At 35.4% G+C, this 20,754-nt stretch carries 15 protein-coding genes; 6 read left to right on the top strand and 9 right to left on the bottom strand.

From position 1 onward, the window contains the following. Positions 1-24: 24 nt before the first annotated feature. The 5 genes from FEZ18_RS01535 to FEZ18_RS01515 all read right to left on the bottom strand — a co-directional run bounded on the left by FEZ18_RS01535 (position 25) and on the right by FEZ18_RS01515 (position 7,628). Positions 25-831: a carbonic anhydrase gene (locus tag FEZ18_RS01535; protein ID WP_194269500.1), complete on the bottom strand. Its 807-nt coding sequence runs from the start codon at positions 829-831 to the stop codon at positions 25-27. A 764-nt stretch (positions 832-1,595) separates the two neighbouring features. Continuing rightward, on the bottom strand, positions 1,596-3,782 hold the full coding sequence (locus FEZ18_RS01530; protein WP_153266687.1) for a glutamine synthetase III: 2,187 nt from the start codon (positions 3,780-3,782) through the stop codon (positions 1,596-1,598). 524 nt (positions 3,783-4,306) lie between these two features. After that, positions 4,307-5,257, bottom strand: a complete 951-nt coding sequence (locus FEZ18_RS01525; protein ID WP_153266686.1) for a calcium/sodium antiporter — start codon at positions 5,255-5,257, stop codon at positions 4,307-4,309. A gap of 91 nt (positions 5,258-5,348) precedes the next feature. Continuing rightward, positions 5,349-6,701 carry a DEAD/DEAH box helicase gene (locus FEZ18_RS01520; RefSeq protein ID WP_153266685.1) on the bottom strand — a complete coding sequence of 451 codons (1,353 nt, stop codon included), beginning with the start codon at positions 6,699-6,701 and terminating at the stop codon, positions 5,349-5,351. Positions 6,702-6,737: 36 nt separating this feature from the next. Then, positions 6,738-7,628, bottom strand: a complete 891-nt coding sequence (locus FEZ18_RS01515; RefSeq protein ID WP_153266684.1) for an aldose 1-epimerase family protein — start codon at positions 7,626-7,628, stop codon at positions 6,738-6,740. An 85-nt stretch (positions 7,629-7,713) separates the two neighbouring features. On the opposite strand from FEZ18_RS01515, the gene FEZ18_RS01510 reads away from it, so the two are divergent. From FEZ18_RS01510 to FEZ18_RS01495, 4 genes are all read left to right on the top strand, one after another. Then, the gene (locus FEZ18_RS01510) at positions 7,714-9,015 is read left to right on the top strand and encodes an anthranilate synthase component I family protein (protein WP_153266683.1); all 1,302 of its coding nucleotides are present in this window, start codon (positions 7,714-7,716) and stop codon (positions 9,013-9,015) included. Between the two features lie 124 nt (positions 9,016-9,139). After that, positions 9,140-10,450 (top strand): tRNA lysidine(34) synthetase TilS, encoded by a 1,311-nt coding sequence (tilS, locus tag FEZ18_RS01505; protein WP_153266682.1) that lies wholly within the window; start codon positions 9,140-9,142, stop codon positions 10,448-10,450. A gap of 38 nt (positions 10,451-10,488) precedes the next feature. Continuing rightward, positions 10,489-12,111, top strand: coding sequence for an adenine deaminase (gene ade / locus FEZ18_RS01500; protein ID WP_153266681.1), 1,623 nt, complete (start codon positions 10,489-10,491; stop codon positions 12,109-12,111). Positions 12,112-12,113: 2 nt separating this feature from the next. Beyond that, positions 12,114-13,079 carry a YheT family hydrolase gene (locus FEZ18_RS01495; protein ID WP_153266680.1) on the top strand — a complete coding sequence of 322 codons (966 nt, stop codon included), beginning with the start codon at positions 12,114-12,116 and terminating at the stop codon, positions 13,077-13,079. Between the two features lie 299 nt (positions 13,080-13,378). Here the strand turns inward: FEZ18_RS01495 and FEZ18_RS01490 are convergent, their stop codons facing one another. Then, entirely contained in the window at positions 13,379-13,717 is a 339-nt protein-coding gene (locus FEZ18_RS01490; RefSeq protein WP_153266679.1) for a cupin, read from the bottom strand. A gap of 396 nt (positions 13,718-14,113) precedes the next feature. Here FEZ18_RS01490 and FEZ18_RS01485 point away from each other — a divergent pair, with 396 nt between their 5' ends. After that, entirely contained in the window at positions 14,114-15,649 is a 1,536-nt protein-coding gene (locus tag FEZ18_RS01485; RefSeq protein WP_153266678.1) for a YifB family Mg chelatase-like AAA ATPase, read from the top strand. A 395-nt stretch (positions 15,650-16,044) separates the two neighbouring features. Here FEZ18_RS01485 and FEZ18_RS01480 read toward each other — a convergent pair whose 3' ends face one another. The 3 genes from FEZ18_RS01480 to attM are packed head-to-tail and all read right to left on the bottom strand — an operon-like array spanning position 16,045 to position 19,433. After that, complete coding sequence (locus FEZ18_RS01480; protein ID WP_153266677.1) at positions 16,045-17,490, bottom strand: NAD-dependent succinate-semialdehyde dehydrogenase; 1,446 nt, start codon at positions 17,488-17,490, stop codon at positions 16,045-16,047. 9 nt (positions 17,491-17,499) lie between these two features. Beyond that, entirely contained in the window at positions 17,500-18,627 is a 1,128-nt protein-coding gene (locus FEZ18_RS01475) for a zinc-dependent alcohol dehydrogenase family protein (RefSeq protein ID WP_153266676.1), read from the bottom strand. Between the two features lie 11 nt (positions 18,628-18,638). Next, the gene (attM, locus tag FEZ18_RS01470; RefSeq protein WP_194269499.1) at positions 18,639-19,433 is read right to left on the bottom strand and encodes an N-acyl homoserine lactonase AttM; all 795 of its coding nucleotides are present in this window, start codon (positions 19,431-19,433) and stop codon (positions 18,639-18,641) included. 386 nt (positions 19,434-19,819) lie between these two features. On the opposite strand from attM, the gene FEZ18_RS01465 reads away from it, so the two are divergent. Beyond that, complete coding sequence (locus FEZ18_RS01465; protein WP_153266675.1) at positions 19,820-20,566, top strand: SDR family NAD(P)-dependent oxidoreductase; 747 nt, start codon at positions 19,820-19,822, stop codon at positions 20,564-20,566. Positions 20,567-20,754 lie beyond the last annotated feature (188 nt).

Below are 20,754 nucleotides of genomic sequence, written 5' to 3'. Positions count from 1 at the left end.
GTAGAGCGGTTTTGTGTGTTTTAATTAATTTTTCAGCTTAATTGTTCTTGAATTTAAAGGTTGAACGGGTCTAAAGTTACCGTTTAAAATGCTTGAGAATTTGTCTAATTGGGCTTGAGAGGCTTGTAAAGGTTGCTCCATTACTATCCATTCTACAATCTCAGAACATGGTGGTGTTGTTAAAGAACCACTGTAATTGTAATAAGCGCCTGATGTATCTACCATAGCATTAGCGCTGTAACTAAGGTTGGTATCTGTATATGTCCCGTTCTCATCTTGTGGCAGGTTTTCTGTAAATTGTGCTAAAAAAGCATTTTCTGTACCCTGCTCAAAGAAAATACCAATTACAGCTATGTTTCCAGAGGTGTTATTTTGGTGTACCAAATGAACTTCTAACGGGTGGCGTAAAGCGTCTACCGTATGTTCACTACCAGCATGGAAATGAAATTGTAATAAAGAATAGGTTTCTCCATTGAAAGTAAAGTTAGAATTTGGACCATTATAATTGAATTGAATGGTATGTCCATTGTTAATGATGTCTGTAGACGAGTTGTTATATGTAATATCGAGGTTCGATAAAGTGGCGTCGCTTATAGCACCTGTTATATTTATAGGAGACTGGCGTTCTATGCTTCCGCATTCATTAACAGTTCCGGCAGCAACACAGTAGTTATCCCAATTGGATGGGCCGTTTGTCATGTTTTCATCATAGCCAAAATGATCAAAACACTCTGCTACTGGTTGCTGGTCGTCATCGTCGTTACATGAGGACACGGCAAATAATAAAAATATAGATGCTAATACTAAATAATTTATTTTAATCAGTTTCATTGTTTTCATTTTAAGTTTCATTTTTTTGTTGTTTACACTTCGAATTAATATTAAAGCTACTTTTTAAGTCATACCAAAAGAGGGTGAAAAATTGCAGATTTTATTAAAACACCTCGTTTTTAATGGTTATATAATTTATGTACGACTTTTTGACGAAAAAAGTTTTTCCAGTTTAGAAATTGGAAGTTATTAGACGTATAATTGTAGTTGCTTTTAACATTTAAAATTAGTGTGTTTGGAATGCTTTAGACCGTTTTAAATAAAAAATTATTTGTTTACAGAGCGTCGAAAATTCAGGATATTAATAAAAAACTTCAGATTGTAGTCATTCTAAATGCAAATGAAATGGATGATATTAAGATTTATGAAAGAGACGAAGGGGAGGGATTGAAATTGTTAATTTAAAGCTAAAATGGAGATATCATCTCTTGTTCTAAACTAAAAAAACGTCCGAAGAGGACGTTTTTTTAAGGTATTAATTATATAAATAAATTCATTAATGTCCGACAAAAGACATAAGACCGCTTCGCTAATAGACATAAGAACCAAGACTTGATTCTAGCTAACAGATAAACAGAGGTACTTTAAATTAACAAAATAGTTCCTTTAAATCGTAATAATTATTTCAAATAAGCAAGGTGACATTTTAAAAATCGTGCAAAGTTCTTAATTTTAAAAGGATTGACAGCATGATAATATTTTTAATCGGACACTAGTGAAATAAATTGAAAATTAATGCTTTTTAGTATTGTAATAGGTTTGATTTATCGTGTAAACAGCAATTCTCTATACTTAGTTAGTGGCCAAATTTCATCGTCTACTAGCATTTCTAATTTATCGCAGTGGTATCGAATAGCTTCAAATAAAGGCTTAACATTGTAGCAATATGCGTGAGCTTTTATTTCGGCCTCTTCAATGGCATTGGCCTTTTTTCTCTCATTAATCATTTTGGTAACATTGCCATTAATGCTCTCAATATGATTAGATATTTGCTCAATTAAATTAATTTGTTCTTTAGCAAAGGCTTTGTAATTCTCGCCAAAGATATCTTTTAAACCAGCAACATTTTTAATTAATGTATTTTGATATTGAACTGCTATTGGTACGATGTGATTACGAGCAATATCGCCTAATATTCTGCCTTCAATTTGTATGTGCTTAATATAGGCTTCAATTTCAATTTCATAACGTGCTTCGGTTTCAATTTTGCTCATGACCTCCATTTCTTCAAACAGCGCAATACTCTTTTGTGATATTTTTGCTTTTAAGGCCTGTGGTGTATTTTTATTGTTGCTTAAACCTCTTTTTTCTGCTTCTTTTTCCCAGGCTTCACCGTAACCATTGCCTTCAAACAAAATGCGTTTTGAGGTTTTTATGTATTCACGTAAAACATTAAAAATGGCCTCGTCTTTCTTTAATCCCTTTTCGTCGATAAGCGTATCAACTTCAATTTTGAAATCTTTTAATTGTTTAGCAACTATGGTGTTTAAAACAGTCATAGGATCACCACAATTTGCGGTAGAGCCAACTGCTCTAAATTCAAATTTATTTCCTGTAAAGGCAAACGGCGATGTACGGTTTCTGTCGGTGTTATCCAGTAATACATCGGGTATTTTGCCCACTACATTTAATTTGAGTTCGGTTTTTTCTTGAGGGGATAATTTGCCTTTAGTTACACCTTCTAATTCGTCTAAAACTTTTGTTAGTTGTTGGCCTATAAATATAGACATTATTGCAGGGGGAGCTTCGTTTGCTCCCAATCTGTGATCGTTACTGGCCGATGCAATGGTTGCTCTAAGAAGTTCTTCGTGTTTATTTACCGCTTTTATTGTATTTATAAAAAAGGTTAAAAATTGTAAGTTGCTCGTTGGTGTTTTTCCAGGTGCTAGTAAATTAACTCCTGTATCTGTTAATAAAGACCAGTTGTTATGCTTTCCAGAGCCGTTTACACCGGCGAAAGGTTTTTCGTGAAATAGCACCTTAAAATGATGTCGCGATGCTACACGACTCATAATGTCCATGAGTAATGAGTTGTGGTCTACCGCTAGATTCGCTTCTTCAAAAATTGGGGCAAGTTCAAATTGGTTTGGAGCCACTTCGTTGTGTCTGGTTTTTGCAGGAATACCAAGAAGCATACATTCCATTTCTAAATCACGCATGTAATTTAAAGCTCTGCTTGGTATGGATCCAAAATAATGATCGTCTAATTGTTGTCCTTTGGCAGAAGAGTGACCAAGCAATGTTCTACCCGTTAGGGTGATGTCTGGTCGTGATGCGGCCAACGTTTTATCTATCAAGAAATATTCTTGTTCCCAACCCAAAGAAGTCGATACTTTTTTTACGTTTTTGTCAAAATATTTACAAACTGCAGTTGCCGCCTTGTCAACCGCATGTAAAGCTTTTAAAAGTGGTGTTTTATGGTCCAAAGCCTCACCTGTATAAGCCACAAAAATAGTTGGAATACAAAGGGTTGTACGGTAAATAAATGCAGGAGAAGTGGGGTCCCAGGCCGTATAGCCACGTGCCTCAAAAGTGTTTCTAATACCGCCACTAGGAAAACTAGAGGCATCAGGTTCTTGCTGAACTAATTGTGTGCCTCCAAATTTTTCAATCGCCATACCATCTCCAACAGTTTCAAAAAAAGCATCGTGTTTCTCTGCAGTTCCTCCTGTTAAAGGCTGAAACCAATGGGTATAGTGCGTAACACCCTTCGATAAAGCCCAATCTTTCATTGAAGCGGCTACTTGGTCTGCTATATTCCGATCTATTTTTTTTCCAAATTTTATGGCATCCATCACACCATTAAAGGCATCTTTTGTTAAATATTGACGCATTGAACTCTCGTTAAATACGTTTCTGCCAAACATATCAGAACGTCTTTCTGTTTCGTCTACAGGAACAGGTTTAGAGGCTAACGATTTTTTAATGGCATGAAATCTTAAGGTCGACATGTATTAGATTTTTAGTTTGTTACATCATGATATAACAAGATTGAGTAACAAAAATAGGAACTTGGTTTGAAAAAAAACTAAAATAGAAACTAAATTTTCAATATTTTTTTCGATTTACTGTAAAAACAAGGGTTTTTTGATGAATTGGGTATTAAAAATCAGGGGTGTGTATAGGTAAAAACGAAAATTTATAAAATCACCCCTATAAAATTAAGGCAAAAACAAGTAGGAGGTGAGTTTTGAAAATAGGGCAATGTTCTTAAATAAATTGGATTGTTGTAAAATCAAAATAGGGCCTTTAGTAAGAAAATCGTTGTACTAAATTTATGCTTAATTTTACAAAATATTAAAGTGAAGAGATATAAAAGCTACCGTATTTAAAAACGGATTATAAATGGCTGTAAATTAAAAATATATATGTCGGTGATTTTATATTTTATAACAGAAACTTATTAGAGTCTATCATAAATTAGCATTAAAAACTAAATACATCATGTTCTCTTAAATAGAAAAGCGTGTTGTTTTTAAAACTTCCCGTTGGTAAACACCAAAAACATAAATATGCCATAAGCAAAAACAAGTAAGAAGCCTTTTGCTCTGCTAATTTGCATTTTCTTGCCTATAAAAATCATGGGTAAAAGAACGGCCGAAAACCCAAGCATCCAGAAAATATCACTTTTTAATATGGAAGGTTCTGTTACAGGAATGGTTTTTACTATGGCAGTTAGTCCTAAAACAGAGCCGATGTTAAAAATATTTGAACCGATTAGATTTCCTAAAGAAATTGCTTTTTCCTGTTTTGCGGCAGCAATTACAGAAGCTGCTAATTCTGGTACGCTGGTCCCGATTGCAATTAATGATATACCTATAACTGCTTCGCTTACACCAATAGAAATCGCGATGTCTTTGGCGCCAATAACAAGCCAATCACTTCCAAAATATAGTGATAAGCCCCCAATAACTAACCACATAATTATTTTAAAATTTGAAACAATGGCTAAACTTTCGTCAACCTCTTCTACATTATTATCTTTCTTAATATTTCTAATTAATACGAGTAGAAATAAAATAAGGCCAGCAAATAAAATCGCACCTTCTAGTGGAGATAACTTACTGTCGTTACGGAGAAAAAAATATAAAGCAACAGAAAACAGCATCATTACTGGCCAGTTGAGTTTGTAGAATGATTTATCTACAGCTATAGAACCTACCATTGCCGTTACCCCTAAAACCAATCCAATATTGGCAATGTTTGAGCCTACTACGTTATTTATGGCGATTGCTGGAGAGCCTGATAGTGCGGCTTGTAAGCTTACCAATAGTTCTGGTACCGAAGTTGCAAAGGACACCACCGTCATACCTATCACCATTTTAGAGATGTTAAACTTAAATGACAATGCTACCGAAGACCTTACTAAATACTCGCCTCCAACTACTAAGAGTACAAAACCAAGTACAACCAAAAGTATACTCATATCTATTATTTTTGTTTGCGAAGATAAATGAAAGTTAAAAGTTAAAAAAAATGTTAGACCGAATCTTTAAATGAATTGAGATGTCTTAAAATCATTTTCTCTTATTTCTTCTATTGTAATTTTTATCGCCACGTGTTTTAGGTTTTTTGTATTTCGCAGCAATTTTAAACTTATAAGATCCTCCCAAGTTTTCTTTTAAATTTTTTTTAGATTTTTCATGAAATGCTGGGCCTGGAGCGTCTTCATCTCTGCGTTTTTTGGGATTGTTACGTTCCTTAATTTGCGGGCGTTCTTCTTCAATAAGTTCTTTTGAGATTTCAACGGCTTCAGGAAGCTCTATTACAGGTATGGTCATCTGCATTAATTGCTGGATATTTTCAATGGCTTCTTGTTCTTTTTCTGTAGAAAAAACAAGCGCTTCACCTTTGCGTTCTGCACGGCCAGTTCTACCAATACGGTGCATGTAGTTTTCAGGAAAGTCTGGCGTATCAAAATTAATAACATGAGATATATTGTCAATATCCAAACCACGTGCCATCACATCGGTTGCAATTAAAATACGATTGTCACCTGCTCTAAATTGTTCAATACTTCGCAGTCTGTAATTTTGAGTTTTGTTCGAGTGAATTACACAAAGCTCGTCATGAAAAATGGTGTCTAATTTCTCAAATAAGCGGTCTGCCATCCTTTTATAAGCCACAAAAATGAGAACTTTATTAAAGGTTTCTCGGTCTTGTAAAAGATGAACTAGTAAGTTAACTTTAGTGTAAAAATTAGGCACATCAAATCGTGCTTGTGAGATGTTTTCTAGAGGTGTGCCAGAAACTGCTATCGATACACGCTCGGGGCTTTTAAAGAAATCACTAATTAAGGCGTCTACATCTTGAGTCATCGTAGCCGAAAACATAATGTTTTGTCGTTTTGTAGGAAGGATATCAAAAATGTTAATAAGCTGATGTCTAAAACCTAAATCCAGCATCACATCTACTTCATCTATCACTAATTTCTGAATCGATTTAAGTTGCAATACTCTACTTAAAGCCAAATCATATAAACGACCAGGAGTGGCTACTAAAATATCAATACCTTGAGCAATAGCCTGCTTTTGAGTGTTAATATTAGTGCCTCCATACACACCTAAAACACGATTGTTTATATATTTAGAAAGTTTTTCAATCTCATCAACTACTTGAACAACCAGCTCTCGTGTAGGTACTAAAACTAAAACTCTTGGATTGTCTTGTGTAGAGAATTTTAAGTTTTTAAGAATAGGAAGCATATAAGCAAAGGTTTTTCCTGTACCGGTTTGCGCGATACCAACCATGTCTTTTCCCGAGGCTACCACATTAAAAGCCTCGGCCTGTATTAGCGTAGGTGTGGTAAATCCTAAATCTTCTAAAGCGTTATATAGCGGTGTGTTTAAGTTTAAATCTGTAAAGGTCACAATCTTGTTTTAGACTGCAAATTTACTATTAATTTGTTAAACTAAGTGATTATTATGCACTTCAATAGTGTAGCAGGCTTTAAAAGTTTCTTTTACTGGCAATGTTAAAATTCCTTCTTTACTTTTAAAATCTTGGTTAGTGTTTTCATAATCGGCAATACCCAACCAAGGTTCAATACATACAAAATCGCCTTCAGGTTTTGCCCAAATACCTAAATACGGGAAATCATGGTAGCTAAGCGATAGTATTTCACCACTTTTAATACTTTTTAATCTTACTTTTTTTGATTTTAGATCTTTAAAAATTAACGCATCGTTTTGAAATAAATCATGGGTTAAGTCAACAGTGTTAGAGGCATTAAAAAAGGGGGCTGTGTGAGAGGAAATTAAACCACTTTCTGTGTTAATTAAATGGTTTTTAGAGTTTTCGGGGTATTCAAATTCTAAAAAATAATCGTCATATTTTTCATTTTTAAACACAGGACACTTAAAAGCGGGATGCCCACCAAGAGAGAAGTACATGGTTTTATCATCTCTATTTGTAATCTGGTGTATAAGGCTTAATTTGTTGTCAATTAGTAAATAAGTGAGGGTAAACTCAAACTTAAACGGATAGTTTTTAAGCGACTCACTGTTATAAATTAACGAAAACGTCAAGCTGTTTTCTGTTTGTTCTTTTAGTTTTATCTTTTTATTATGCCTAACAAAACCGTGCTTTGGAAGTCGGTATGTTTTATCTTCAAATAGATAGGTGTTGTTTTTTAAAGCTCCAATAATAGGGAATAAATTTGGGGCGTAGCTACTCCAAACTTCAGGATTGGCATCCCACATAAATGCTGTTTTATGTTTTACAGAAGCGATCTCACAAAGCTCCGCTCCAATAGATTTTACGGCTATTTTTAGTTTAGTGTTTTGTAAAACGTGCATAAGAATTATATTTTAATCACTTCAAGCCACAAAACTCATACTTTTTTAAGTATTCTAAGTAACTTTGCACATAAAAATTTTCTTATTGAGAACAACTTTTCACCATAAAACCACATCAGTAAAAAATTTTAAAGTCCAGCTATTGGCTTGGGCGCAGCAATTTGACGATGTTGTTTGGTTAGACTCCAATAACTACGAGCAAAATCACTCTAGTTTCGATGCCATTTTGGCCGTTGATGCGTTTACAAGTATTAAAACCGATTTTTATGATGGATTTGAAAAATTAAAAGATTATCAAAGCTTGGTAAACGATTGGATTTTTGGGTATTTGGCCTACGATTTAAAAAATGATGTTGAGGTTTTAAGCTCTAAGAATTACGATGGCTTAGAATTTCCTGATTTGTTTTTTTTTCAACCTAAAAAAATATTTATTTTTAAAGGTAATCAAGTTGACATTCAATATTTAAAAGCTGTCGACGATGAATTTGATTCCGACTTAAAAGACATTACAAGTTATCAAGACCAAGGGGCTATTCCTTTTAAAAACAAAGGGGATAACTTCAAAATACATCAACGCATTAGCAAGGCGGCCTATTTGGAAAAAGTAAATAATATGCTGGCCAATATAAACCGTGGAGATATTTATGAAGCTAATTTTTGCATGGAGTTTTATGCCGAAAATAGCCTTATAAATCCATTAGAAATTTACCGTAAACTCAATGCTATTTCTAATGCGCCATTTGCCACATTTTTAAAATCTAGCGATAAGTATGTATTATCGGCTTCACCAGAGCGCTATTTAAAAAAAGACCAAAACACTATTATTTCTCAGCCTATAAAAGGCACAGCAAGGCGATCTCACAATTTTGAAGATGATGAATTGTTAAAAAACGATTTAGCAAAAGATGAAAAGGAGCGTAGCGAAAATATTATGATTGTCGATTTGGTGCGTAACGATTTATCTAAAACAGCAGTAAAAGGAAGTGTAAAAGTTGAAGAATTATGTAAAGTATATAGTTTTGATCAAGTCCATCAAATGATATCGACCGTTACATCGCAAATTGAAGAAAACACGCATCCTATTGATGTTATAAAGAGTACGTTCCCTATGGGGAGTATGACGGGTGCGCCCAAAATTTCGGCAATGAAAATCATTGAAAATTTAGAAGAAACCAAACGTGGTTTATATTCTGGAGCAGTGGGCTATATTACACCCCGTGGTGATTTCGATTTTAACGTAGTGATACGCAGTATTTTATACAATCACACCCAAAAATACATTTCATTTTCTGTGGGCAGTGCCATAACATCAAAAAGTGATCCCTTAAAAGAGTACGAAGAATGTTTAGTAAAAGCCAAAGCGATGCATGAGGTTTTACAGCATTAAAATCATTTGATAAGTTTAAGTTGCTAACATAGGTTTATATCTAGATTTATAGAGCTAAAACAAGACCTATAAAACTTTACACCTTTGCGCCTTTGTGCGATGAAATAAATATTAACTTTGAAAAGTGCAAGAACAATTCCAAAATCATATCAATAATACGCTGTCTTTTCTTAAAGGTAGCAAACTGTTAATTGCCATTTCTGGAGGTGTAGATAGTGTGGTATTAACCCATTTATGCCGCCAAATACCATTAGATATCACCTTAATACATTGTAATTTTAATTTAAGAGGAAAAGAAAGTGATGCCGATGAAGCCTTCGTTTTAGATTTAGCCGAACATTTAGATTTAGAAGTTTTTATAGAACGTTTTGATACCCAAGATTTCGCTAAACAAAATAAAATATCAATACAAATGGCGGCTCGAGAGTTGCGTTATACTTGGTTTGAAGACCTTGCGGAACAATTGCAATTCGATTATATTCTTACAGGGCATCATGCCGACGATAATTTAGAAACCTTTTTAATTAATCTGTCCCGTGGTACCGGTTTAGAAGGTTTAACCGGGATTCCGGTTATTAACAATAAATTAGTTAGGCCTTTATTACCATTTTCTAGAGCAGCGATTGAAGCTTATGCCCAAACGAAAAATTTAAAATGGCAAGAAGATATTACTAATGCTTCAACAAAATATTTGCGAAATAAAATACGACACGATGTGATTCCTATGTTAAAAGAAGTGAATCCACAATTTCTACAAAATTTTCAAAATACGCTTAGTCATTTAAACGATACAGCCGCTATTGTAGACGAGAGTGTAAATGCCGTTTTAAAGCGTGCTATTGTTAAAATAGATGCTAATCACATCGCATTTAAGATTTCAGAATTTAAAAAAGTGAATAATTCAAAAGCTTATTTATACGAAGTTTTTAAAGCATATGGATTTACAGCATGGGACGATATTTTAAAGCTTTTAGACGCACAGTCTGGAAAACAAGTCTTTTCAAAAACACATCGATTATTAAAAGATAGAACCCATCTCTTGTTAAGTGAAATAGAGCGGGAAGAAAGTGCGTTTATTTTAATTACAGAAAAAGAGCAGCCTGTTAAAACCTCTTTCGGAACCCTATTTTTTAAAGAAGTAGATGCTATTTCTGTAAATCAAAGCCATACTATCTATGTAGATCAAGATCGCTTAAGTTTTCCCTTAAGCGTCAGGAAGTGGCAGGAAGGCGATACCTTTTATCCCTTTGGAATGCAAGGGAAGAAAAAATTAAGTAAGTACTTTAAAGATGAAAAGCTGTCGCTTTTAGACAAAGAAAAGGTTTGGTTATTGTGCTCGCAAAACGATATTGTTTGGGTAATTGGTAGAAGAGCAGATAATCGTTTTAAAGTCACCGATAAAACAAAACAGATTTTGAAAATAAGCTTAAAATAAGACCATTTAAAAGCCATGCGTCCAGAGCATGAATACATATGAAATTACAAGGAAACATAGTCGATGTTGTTAATAAACGCATTTTTAAAGGGGAGGTTTTAATTGAAAACGACAAAATTAAATCTGTTACAGAAAAAAGCCATAATGTGAATCATTTTATACTGCCTGGTTTTATCGATGCCCATATACATATTGAAAGTTCTATGCTTGTTCCCAGTGAGTTTGCGCGTATAGCGGTAACTCATGGCACGGTGGCAACGGTTTCAGATCCTCATGAAATTGCAAATGTGCTAGGTGTAAAAGGTGTGGAGTTTATGATTGCAAACGGAAAACAGACGCCTTTTAAATTTAATTTTGGGGCGCCATCATGTGTTCCAGCAACTGCATTTGAAACAGCAGGAGCAGTAATAAATGCCGAGGCGATTAAAAAACTTCTTGAAAACCCAGACATTAAATATCTGGCAGAGATGATGAATTACCCTGGAGTTTTGTTTGATGATGATGAGGTTTTGAACAAAATAGCCTGGGCAAAACATTATAACAAACCTATTGATGGTCATGCACCAGGATTAAGAGGTGATAACATTACAAAATATATAAATGCTGGGATTTCTACAGATCATGAATGTTTCACTTTTGATGAAGCCTTAGAAAAACTGCAAAAAGGCATGAAGATTTTAATTCGCGAAGGTAGTGCTGCCAAAAATTTTGAAGCTTTAATTGATTTGCTTCCAAAACATTTTGAAAACATGATGTTTTGTAGTGATGATAAGCATCCAGACGATTTATTAGATAACCATATTAATAAGCTTTGCGCCAGAGCTGTGGCCAAAGGAATGGACGTTTTAAAAGTGCTGCAAGTGGCCTGTGTAAATCCGGTAAAACACTATAATCTAGAAGTTGGTTTATTACAAGAAGGAGATGATGCCGATTGTATTATAGTAGAAGATTTAAAGGATTTTAACACCCTGCAAACTTTTATAAGCGGAAACTTAGTTTTTAATAATAATACAGCTTTAATTGACGCTGTTTCAATCGAATTGTTAAATAATTTTGATTGCAACAAAAAGAAAGTTTCAGATTTTAGATTTGAATCTTCAGCACAACAAATTCGAGTTATTGAAGCTTTAGAAGGCCAATTAGTGACAAACGAACGTGTTGAAGTAGCTTCAATTAAAGACGGGAATTTAGTGTCTAATGTTGAAAAAGACTTATTAAAAATGGCGGTTGTTAATCGATATCAAAATGAAAAACCAGCCATAGCCTTTGTGAAAAATTTTGGATTAAAAACTGGTGCCATCGCCTCGTCTGTTGCTCACGATTCTCATAATATAATTGCCGTTGGTGTTTCCGATGAAGCCATTTGCCAAGCTGTAAATTTATTAATTAATAATAAAGGTGGTATAGCTGCAGTTTCCCATTCCGAAGAAAAAATTCTACCACTTCCCGTTGCGGGTATAATGAGTGATAAAAGCGGTGAGACTGTTGGTAAACAATACGAAGCACTAGATACAATGGCCAAACAATTAGGTAGTACACTTAGTGCACCGTTTATGACCTTGTCGTTTATGGCATTATTAGTCATTCCTGCTTTAAAATTAAGTGATAAAGGTTTGTTTAACGGAGAAATTTTTAAATTTACAGCTTTAGAAGTCAATTAAATATGCCAGTAATACAATCAACTTACAAACCACGATTTTATCTTAAAAACGGATTCATATCAACCGTATATTCTGGATTGTTTAGACGGGTAAAAGCGGTACATCAAAAACGAGAACGCCTTACTTTAAGTGATGGGGATTTTATAGACTTAGATTGGAGTTTGTCGAATAACAATAGCAATAAACTTATTATTTTATTGCACGGATTGGAAGGGCACGCGCAACGCCCTTATATAACGGGTGCGGCTAAATTATTTAACGATAATGGAATAGATGCGGTAGGTGTAAATTTTAGAGGATGTAGTGGTGAGCTTAATTTAAAATATAGGAGTTACCATTCGGGCTCTACCGACGATTTGATGGACGTTATACAGCACATCATATTCACAACCCAATATTCTGAAATTTATTTAAAAGGGATTAGTTTAGGTGCTAATATTATTTTAAAATATTTGGGTGAGGGTAACCGTATTCCAGAGCAAATTAAGGCGGCTATTGCAGTGTCTGTACCTTGCGATTTAGAAGGGGCTGCAAAAGAAATGCTCTCACTTAAAAATATTTTATATCACGAAAGGTTTAAAAAATATTTGGTTGAACGCTTAAAAAGTAAACAAGCTCAGTTTTCAGATTTTCTTAGTGTTGAAGATATTAAATCTATTAAAACTATTATAGATTTTGATGATGTTTACACCTCTAAAGCACACGGTTTTAAAGATGCAAACGATTATTATAGAAAAAGTAGCAGTTTGCAATTTCTTCAAAATATAGAAAAGCCTACTTTAATTATAAACGCACTTAACGATTCGTTTTTATCTCCAGAATGTTACCCAGTGAAAGACGCTAAAACCAATCCTAATTTGTATTTAGAAATGCCTAATCATGGGGGGCATGTTGGATTTATTGATAAAAAAAATGTGTATTATAATGAGCGACGTGCGTTGGAGTTTATTCAGGACGTTCTAAAATAATTTTATTTTTAAATTTAGTTGTAGCTCCGTTTCTTGCCATAAGAATAAAGCATCTCAGTTACCCGCATGCCAGAAGGCTGGTTTGGGTAATCTGTGAGCAATAAATAGTGGCCCTGTAGTAAATTGTCGAATTGATTTTTGCTGAATTGCGAAAAATAAATATTTGTTTTTTGTTATGAAATAAAAGTGTCAAGATCTCACAGCAAATATGAGATTATGACACTTTACATACAAACACTAAATGTTATTTTCTAAAGGCTCGAGAATCTCCAAATAGAGGACCTTATCACATATTCTATTTAACTTGCCACATTTTTAACACGCTCTTCATCATCTAAGTTCGATATTGATAATCTCACAATAGCATCAGCAACGCATGTTAAATCGTGAAGAACATGTGCTTCTAAAGTGATTAAATCGCCTTTTTTAAGTAGTAATTGTTCGCCATTTACTCCAAAATCGATAGCACCTTCAAATATTTCAATAACTATGGGTTGTGGGGCTTTATGCTCCTCCATGATTTGTCCTTTTTTCATAAGGATTCTAATTTCTTTGGTGGTTTTCGTTTTAAACAAAACACTTACGTTTGGTTTGTCTTCTTTGTAGCTTATGTTATTGGTTAAAGATGCGGTTTTCATAGGTTTTAATCGTTTTTGGTTTTATGAGTGTTAAATCTTAATATGGTATAAGGGCGTTTGGATACTAATTTTTTAATATACGCGTAATAGGAGGCAAAGCTAAGGTTTATATTTAATTAGGACAAATTTATCTTATTTCTGTTTTTGTGTTCAAATTATGATTGACATGGTGGGAGTACTGTCTTATTTATTTAGGGTTACGATAGTTATATAGGGTTATAGTTTAAAATACGGTGATAAAGATTCAGCAAGAACATCTAAAATTAAAGGCGCTGTTTTACATTGAAGAGCATTTGTTTTCATGGCATGTTCATTTAGAATATAGAACTTATTATTACCCATGAGAGCATAAATATTTAAAATACATTTCTTACATTTAAGAAGTAAATAGAAATTATGCTTAAAAAAGTTTTTGGAAGTGCAGTTTTTGGAGTTGAAGCAACTACGATTATGGTTGAAGTTAACGTCGATAAAGGTGTGGGTTACCATCTAGTAGGTTTGCCAGATAATGCGATTAAAGAAAGTAATTACAGAATTGCGGCAGCACTTCAAAATAACGGCTATAAAATACCGGGCAAAAAAATAATAATTAATATGTCGCCGGCCGATTTACGCAAAGAAGGCTCTGCCTACGATTTAACGCTAGCGCTTGGGATTTTAGCCTCTACAAATCAAATTAAAGCCGAAAATATAGATCAGTATTTAATTATGGGCGAACTGTCTTTAGATGGTTCTTTACAACCCATAAAAGGCGCATTACCCATTGCAGTAAAGGCAAGAGAAGAAGGTTTTAAAGGCTTTATATTACCAAAACAAAATGCCAAAGAAGCTGCTATTGTAGATCATTTAGAGGTCTATGGCGTAGAGAACATAAGTGAAGTTATTAATTACTTTGATAAAGGGGAAGCTCTGGAGCAAACCATAATAAACACCCGAAAAGAATTCGAGAAAAATTTAGACTTTCCAGAATTCGATTTCTCTGATGTTAGAGGGCAAGAAAGCATAAAACGCTGTATGGAAATTGCGGCGGCTGGCGGACATAATATTATTTTAATAGGGCCACCGGGAGCTGGGAAAACCATGTTAGCCAAGCGATTACCTAGTATTTTACCACCAATGACACTGCATGAGGCTTTAGAAACCACCAAAATACACTCGGTGGTGGGTCGTGTAAAAGATACGGGATTAATGGCACAACGTCCGTTTCGTAGCCCACATCACACCATCTCGAATGTCGCCCTTGTTGGCGGAGGTAGTTTCCCGCAACCGGGAGAAATCTCTTTATCGCATAATGGGGTTTTGTTTTTAGATGAATTACCAGAATTTAAACGCGATGTTTTAGAAGTGTTACGACAACCTTTAGAGGATCGAGAGGTGACCATCTCAAGAGCAAAATTCACCGTAACTTACCCGTCGTCGTTTATGCTGGTGGCTAGTATGAACCCAAGTCCTGGCGGCTATTTTAACGACCCCAACGCTCCCGTAACTTCAAGTCCTGCCGAAATGCAACGTTATTTAAGTAAAATTTCGGGGCCTTTATTAGATCGCATTGATATCCACATCGAAGTGACTCCCGTGCCTTTTGAAAAACTTTCAGACGACAGAAAAGGTGAATCTTCTGTTGATATCCGTAAACGTGTTACTGCAGCTAGGGCAATACAAACCGAACGTTTTAAAGATTCTGATGCAGTACATTATAACGCACAGATGAATACCAAACAAATTCGTAAGTACTGCGTTTTAGACGAAGCTTCAAAGCAATTATTAAAAACAGCTATGGAGCGTTTAAATTTATCGGCGCGCGCCTACGATAGAATACTGAAAGTGTCTAGAACCATTGCAGATTTAGAGGGCGTTACTCAGGTTAATGGCACTCATATTAGTGAAGCCATTCAATACAGAAGCTTAGATCGAGAGGGGTGGTTAGGCTAGTTAATTTTTAACTATTGAATTGATTTAAATCACTTTAAAAAGAATTTAATAGCAGCGATAAACAAGATAAACGAAATAAAAGCAAGGAGCATCCATAAACTGCCTTTATAATACCGCTGATGTAGTTTTAAATCTTTTCTGTACATGACACCAATAATGATAGCAAAGACAATAAAAAATAGGATACCGAAAATAATTTGACCTTGACTAAACATATCTTTTTTATGCAAATTTAATTAAACAAGGTGATACATTCGCTTTACAAATCTAAAATTATATGTTATTATTTGTTTCTAATTTTGAAGGTGTTTAACCCCGTTACATGATAATAAGGACTCCTAAAAAAGATAAGGTAAAAGCCCTATTTTTAATAGAAGTCTTTATTTTTGGTGCTATTATTTTACACTTCCTGTGCAAATGTATTTTAATTCCACAAAATCATCTAATCCGTAAACAGAACCTTCGCGACCCTGTCCAGATTGTTTTATGCCGCCGAAGGGCGCTACTTCACTCGAAATTAAACCTGCATTAAGTCCAACCATACCATACTCCAAGGCTTCGCTTACTCGAATGGAACGGTTTAAATCGTTGGTATAAAAATAGGAAGCTAAGCCAAACTCGGTGTCGTTTGCCATATTAATAGCGTCGTCTTCAGTTTTAAATTTGAAGATAGGAGCGATAGGGCCAAATATTTCTTCTTTAGCAAACTTCATTTTAGCGTTGGCCTGCGTAATAACTGTAGGCTCGAAGAAGTAATCATCTATTTTGTTACCACCAGTAGCTAGTGTACCACCTTGTTGTATGGCATCCTCTACAAAATCTTCCATTTTAGTAATGGCTTCTTTGTTTATAAGTGGACCAAAATTCACATCTGTTTCCAAACCGTTACCAATTTTAAAGGTTTTTACTTGAGCTACAAATTTTTCAACAAATTCATCATATACTTCATCTTGAACCAAGAAGCGATTTACACATACACAGGTTTGTCCAGAAAATCTAAACTTTCCCGCAATGGCGCCTTTCACGGCATCATCGATATTAGCATCATTAAAAATGATAAAAGGGGCATTACCACCCAATTCTAAGCTTAATTTTTTAAGACCATCACTACATTGTTTCATTAAAATTTTCCCAACCCGTGTTGACCCTGTAAAGGATAATTTAGCCAATTTTGGGTGTTCGCAAAGTGCTTTACCCATGGCTGAAGAATCTTTGCCTACCACAATATTAACGACACCTTCTGGAAAACCTGCTTTATGAGCAAGATGCGCTAAAGCCAAAGCTGTAAAAGGCGTTAATATGCTGGGGCGCGCCACAACGGGACAGCCCACTGCCAATGCAGGCGCAATTTTTCGTGTAATCATGGCTATGGGGAAATTCCATGGTGTTATGGAGCCCACTACGCCTATGGGTTGCTTAATAACCGAGATGCGTCTATCTTCAGTAAATCCCGGAATTACAGTGCCATTATTTCGCTTGCCTTGTTCTGCATACCATTGTATGTATGCAGCGCCGTAATCGATTTCACCTTTACATTCGGTTAAAGGTTTACCAGACTCAAGAACCATAATATGAGCAATCTCATCTTTGTTTTCCATAATGAGCTGATACCAGTTTAAAAGAATGCCAGAACGTGCTTTTGCAGTTTTTTTTCTCCAATTAGGAAAAGCGTCGTAGGCGGCATCGATAGCTTTATTAATGGTGGTAGCATCGTTATTATAAACATAGCCAACAGTCGAGCCATCGGCAGGGTTTTTTACAGCTACTTTTTCATCAGAATCTTTAATCCATTCTCCGTTAACATAGGATGCTTCGAATATTAAATTTTTATAATTTTTCATAGGTTCAGTTTAATCAAATAGTATTACTTGTCTAATGGCCTCGCCAGCCGCTAGCCGTTCAAAACCTTCATTAATATCTTCCAGTTTTAAATGGTGGGTAATTAGCTTTTCTACAGGTAGGCGCCCTGCTTGGTACATGTCCATAAGATTGGGAATATCTACTTTTGGAGAACTACTTCCTAAATAACAGCCTTTAAGTGATTTCTCCTGTCCAACTAAAGTAAGCGGATTAAGTGATAAACGCGCATCGGGATGAGGTAAGGCTGCGGTTACGGTTCTGCCACCTCTATTGGTAGCGTTAAAAGCAAAGTCTAAAGCGGGCATCGCACCAGCAAATTCTAATGCAATATCTGGGCCTTTATTGGTCATGGCTTTTACTTTATCCATAGCATCTTTATCGCCAGAATTTACAACCTCATCGGCTCCAAAATCTTTCGCAATATCTAGTTTATATTGACTGATATCTGCGCCAATTATTTTTGAAGCTCCTGCAGCTTGGGCTCCTAATATCGCCGATAACCCAACACCACCAAGTCCTACTACCAAAGCAGACTCTCCTGCACGCATTTTGGCCGTGTTAACCACAGCACCAACCCCTGTTAATATCGCGCATCCAAAAATGGCAGCCACATCAAACGGAATTTTTTTATCAATTTTCACTAAGGAGTGAATAGAAGCTACAGCGTAATCTGCAAAACCTGAAACGCCCAAATGATGGTAATAACTTTTTCCGTCTTTTTTTATTTTTCTATCACCATTTAAAAGTGTGCCAGCAGTATTTGCAGCAGCTCCTGGCTCACAAAGCGCGGTTCTTCCCGATTGGCAATATTTACATTGCCCGCACGACGGAAGGAATGCAAAAACAACGTGATCTCCTTTTTTAAACCCCTTCACATGGTCACCAACTTCTTCAATAACACCAGCAGCTTCATGACCTAGTACCATGGGTACGGGACGTGGCCTGTTGCCATCGACCACAGATAAATCGGAGTGACAAATTCCTGCCGCTTTTATTTTTACTAAGACCTCTTCGAAGCCTGGATCGTCCAACTCTACTTCTTCAATAGTTAGTGGTTTGGTTTTATGATAAGGCCGTTCATGGCCAATTTTATGTAATACTACAGCTCTAGTTTTCATCTTATACGTTTTTATTTGTAAAATTGTTTTGGCCCTTTTCTAAATTTTCCCCAGGCCTCTGGGTCATGTCCAGTAACTACCAAGGCATCATTTATAGCAGCTATTTCCCTTAATTTAGCTACCGATCTTACAGCATCTACCGCAGAGGCTAAAAAGCCTGGTAGCGCTTTGTCTTCATAATGGTCGATGGTGTATGCGGCATCTACGGTGAGTAAGATAGCTCCATCAATGGGTAATGTGATTAAAAAACTACAATGCCCCGGCGAATGCCCAGGAGTAGGGATGATTTTAATAACGCCATCCCCATAGACATCGTAAATTTCGTTTTTTTCGATTTCAAGAAAATGCCACTTTAAATTAGGACGGTCAAAATCCTTACGAATGTAGCCTCCAGTAGCAAACCAGTCGGCAGTAAACGCATATTCATATTCTTTGCGTTGTACCATATGAGTGGCATTGGGAAACCTGCCTATAGCACCCGTGTGGTCTAAATGCAAATGCGATTGTAAAACATACTTAATAGAAGCGGGATCGATATCTAAACCTTTAATAACGTTTTCACAGCCTTCCTCTGCTTTCATCTCGGGCCAGTAAACATCTGTTATTCCACCCCAATGCTCTTTGGGATTGGTAGCACATTCAACAGCGTTGCCACCATCAATTACAATATTACCTTTGGGATGTTTAATAAAATACCAAGGTACTGGAATTTCGTACGGATCTAAGGAGGCGTTCATTTTAATATTGTTCTCCTTGCATTTCAAAACGCCTGTTTGAAACATGTACAACCTAATTTCATCTTTCATATCTTTTCAGTTTTAGTTATATCTTCTATTAAAAGATTTATGATTTTTTGCTTGGTGTATTTCAGCTGGAATGCGCTAAAATTGATGTTTGTGATGTTAAAATATTTACTATTAGTGTTTTGTGAAATGATATTAGTCAGTTTCGTGCTTTTTCATGATTTGGAGCTGGCTTTCAAGTAAGTCTTGCAACCAATAAGATGTGTTTTTATTAGCCGATTTATTCTGAGCTCTGCATTGGGTTATTAGCAGGTCTCTTTTGTATTTAAATGCCATAATAAATATAAGACAGGCTGTTTTTTATTTTAAGTGATTAATGTCATTGTGCTCGAGTTTTACATCCTTTAGTTTTGTTTTCTGAACATTTTAAAGCACATAATTAAAATAATATGAAAGATTTAAAAAACCAAGTGGTTATAGTTACTGGAGGTGCGGCAGGTATAGGAGCCGCCATAACAACAGTTCTTGTTGATCGGGGTGCATCGGTTATAGCCGTAGATATTAATGATGAAGCCGGCGAGCGCATAGCCGCCCAGAATCCCAATAAAATTGTATTTTTAAACGGCGATGTTTCTAAAATGCTTACTGCCGAGAAGGCGGTCGCCTTAGCCATTTCAAAATTTGGAAAACTTACTGGTCTTTTAAACAACGCGCATGCCTCAAGACAAAAACCCTTAATGGAACTTACTGAAGACGATTGGGCTTTGTCTTTTGGTACCGGATTAAACGCCACTTTATATTTTATGAAAGCGGCCTATCCAGAATTATCAAAACATGGTGGTTCTATTGTTAATTTTGGTTCGGGAGCAGGATTAAGCGGACAAAAAAATCAAGCGAGTTATGCCGCAGCAAAAGAAGCCATTCGCGGATTGAGTCGAGTGGCCGCAAACGAATGGGCAGATGATAATATTCGAGTAAATGTAGTATGCCCCATGGCACTCACAGATGGTGTAAAGCATTGGAAAGCCAAATTCCCCGAGCAGTACAAAGATTCTGCAGATAAAATTCCCTTAGGTCGTTTTGGTGACCCAGAAAAAGATGTGGCACCCATTATTGCTTTTTTATTAGGCGATGATAGCCAGTATATGACCGGGCAAACTCTGATGGCAGATGGTGGTGCTATTAAACTTAGGTAATTAACTGTTTTCTATAAAGATATTAATTTGAAGGATTTCGGGGAACCATGTGAATTTTACTGAAAAAATTATAGAAATTGGTATCGAGAATAAAACGTTTAGCCAAGATATATGTTTAAACATATTTTTTGCACCTCAAAATTATTCGAACCGATTGAATACCCTGTTTATAGATTCAAAAGCAAAAA

Origin of the sequence: Oceanihabitans sp. IOP_32, assembly GCF_009498295.1 — a bacterium.
In the GTDB taxonomy this organism is placed as follows: Bacteria; Bacteroidota; Bacteroidia; order Flavobacteriales; family Flavobacteriaceae; genus Wocania; species Wocania indica.
This window is presented reverse-complemented; position numbering and strand designations above follow the sequence as displayed.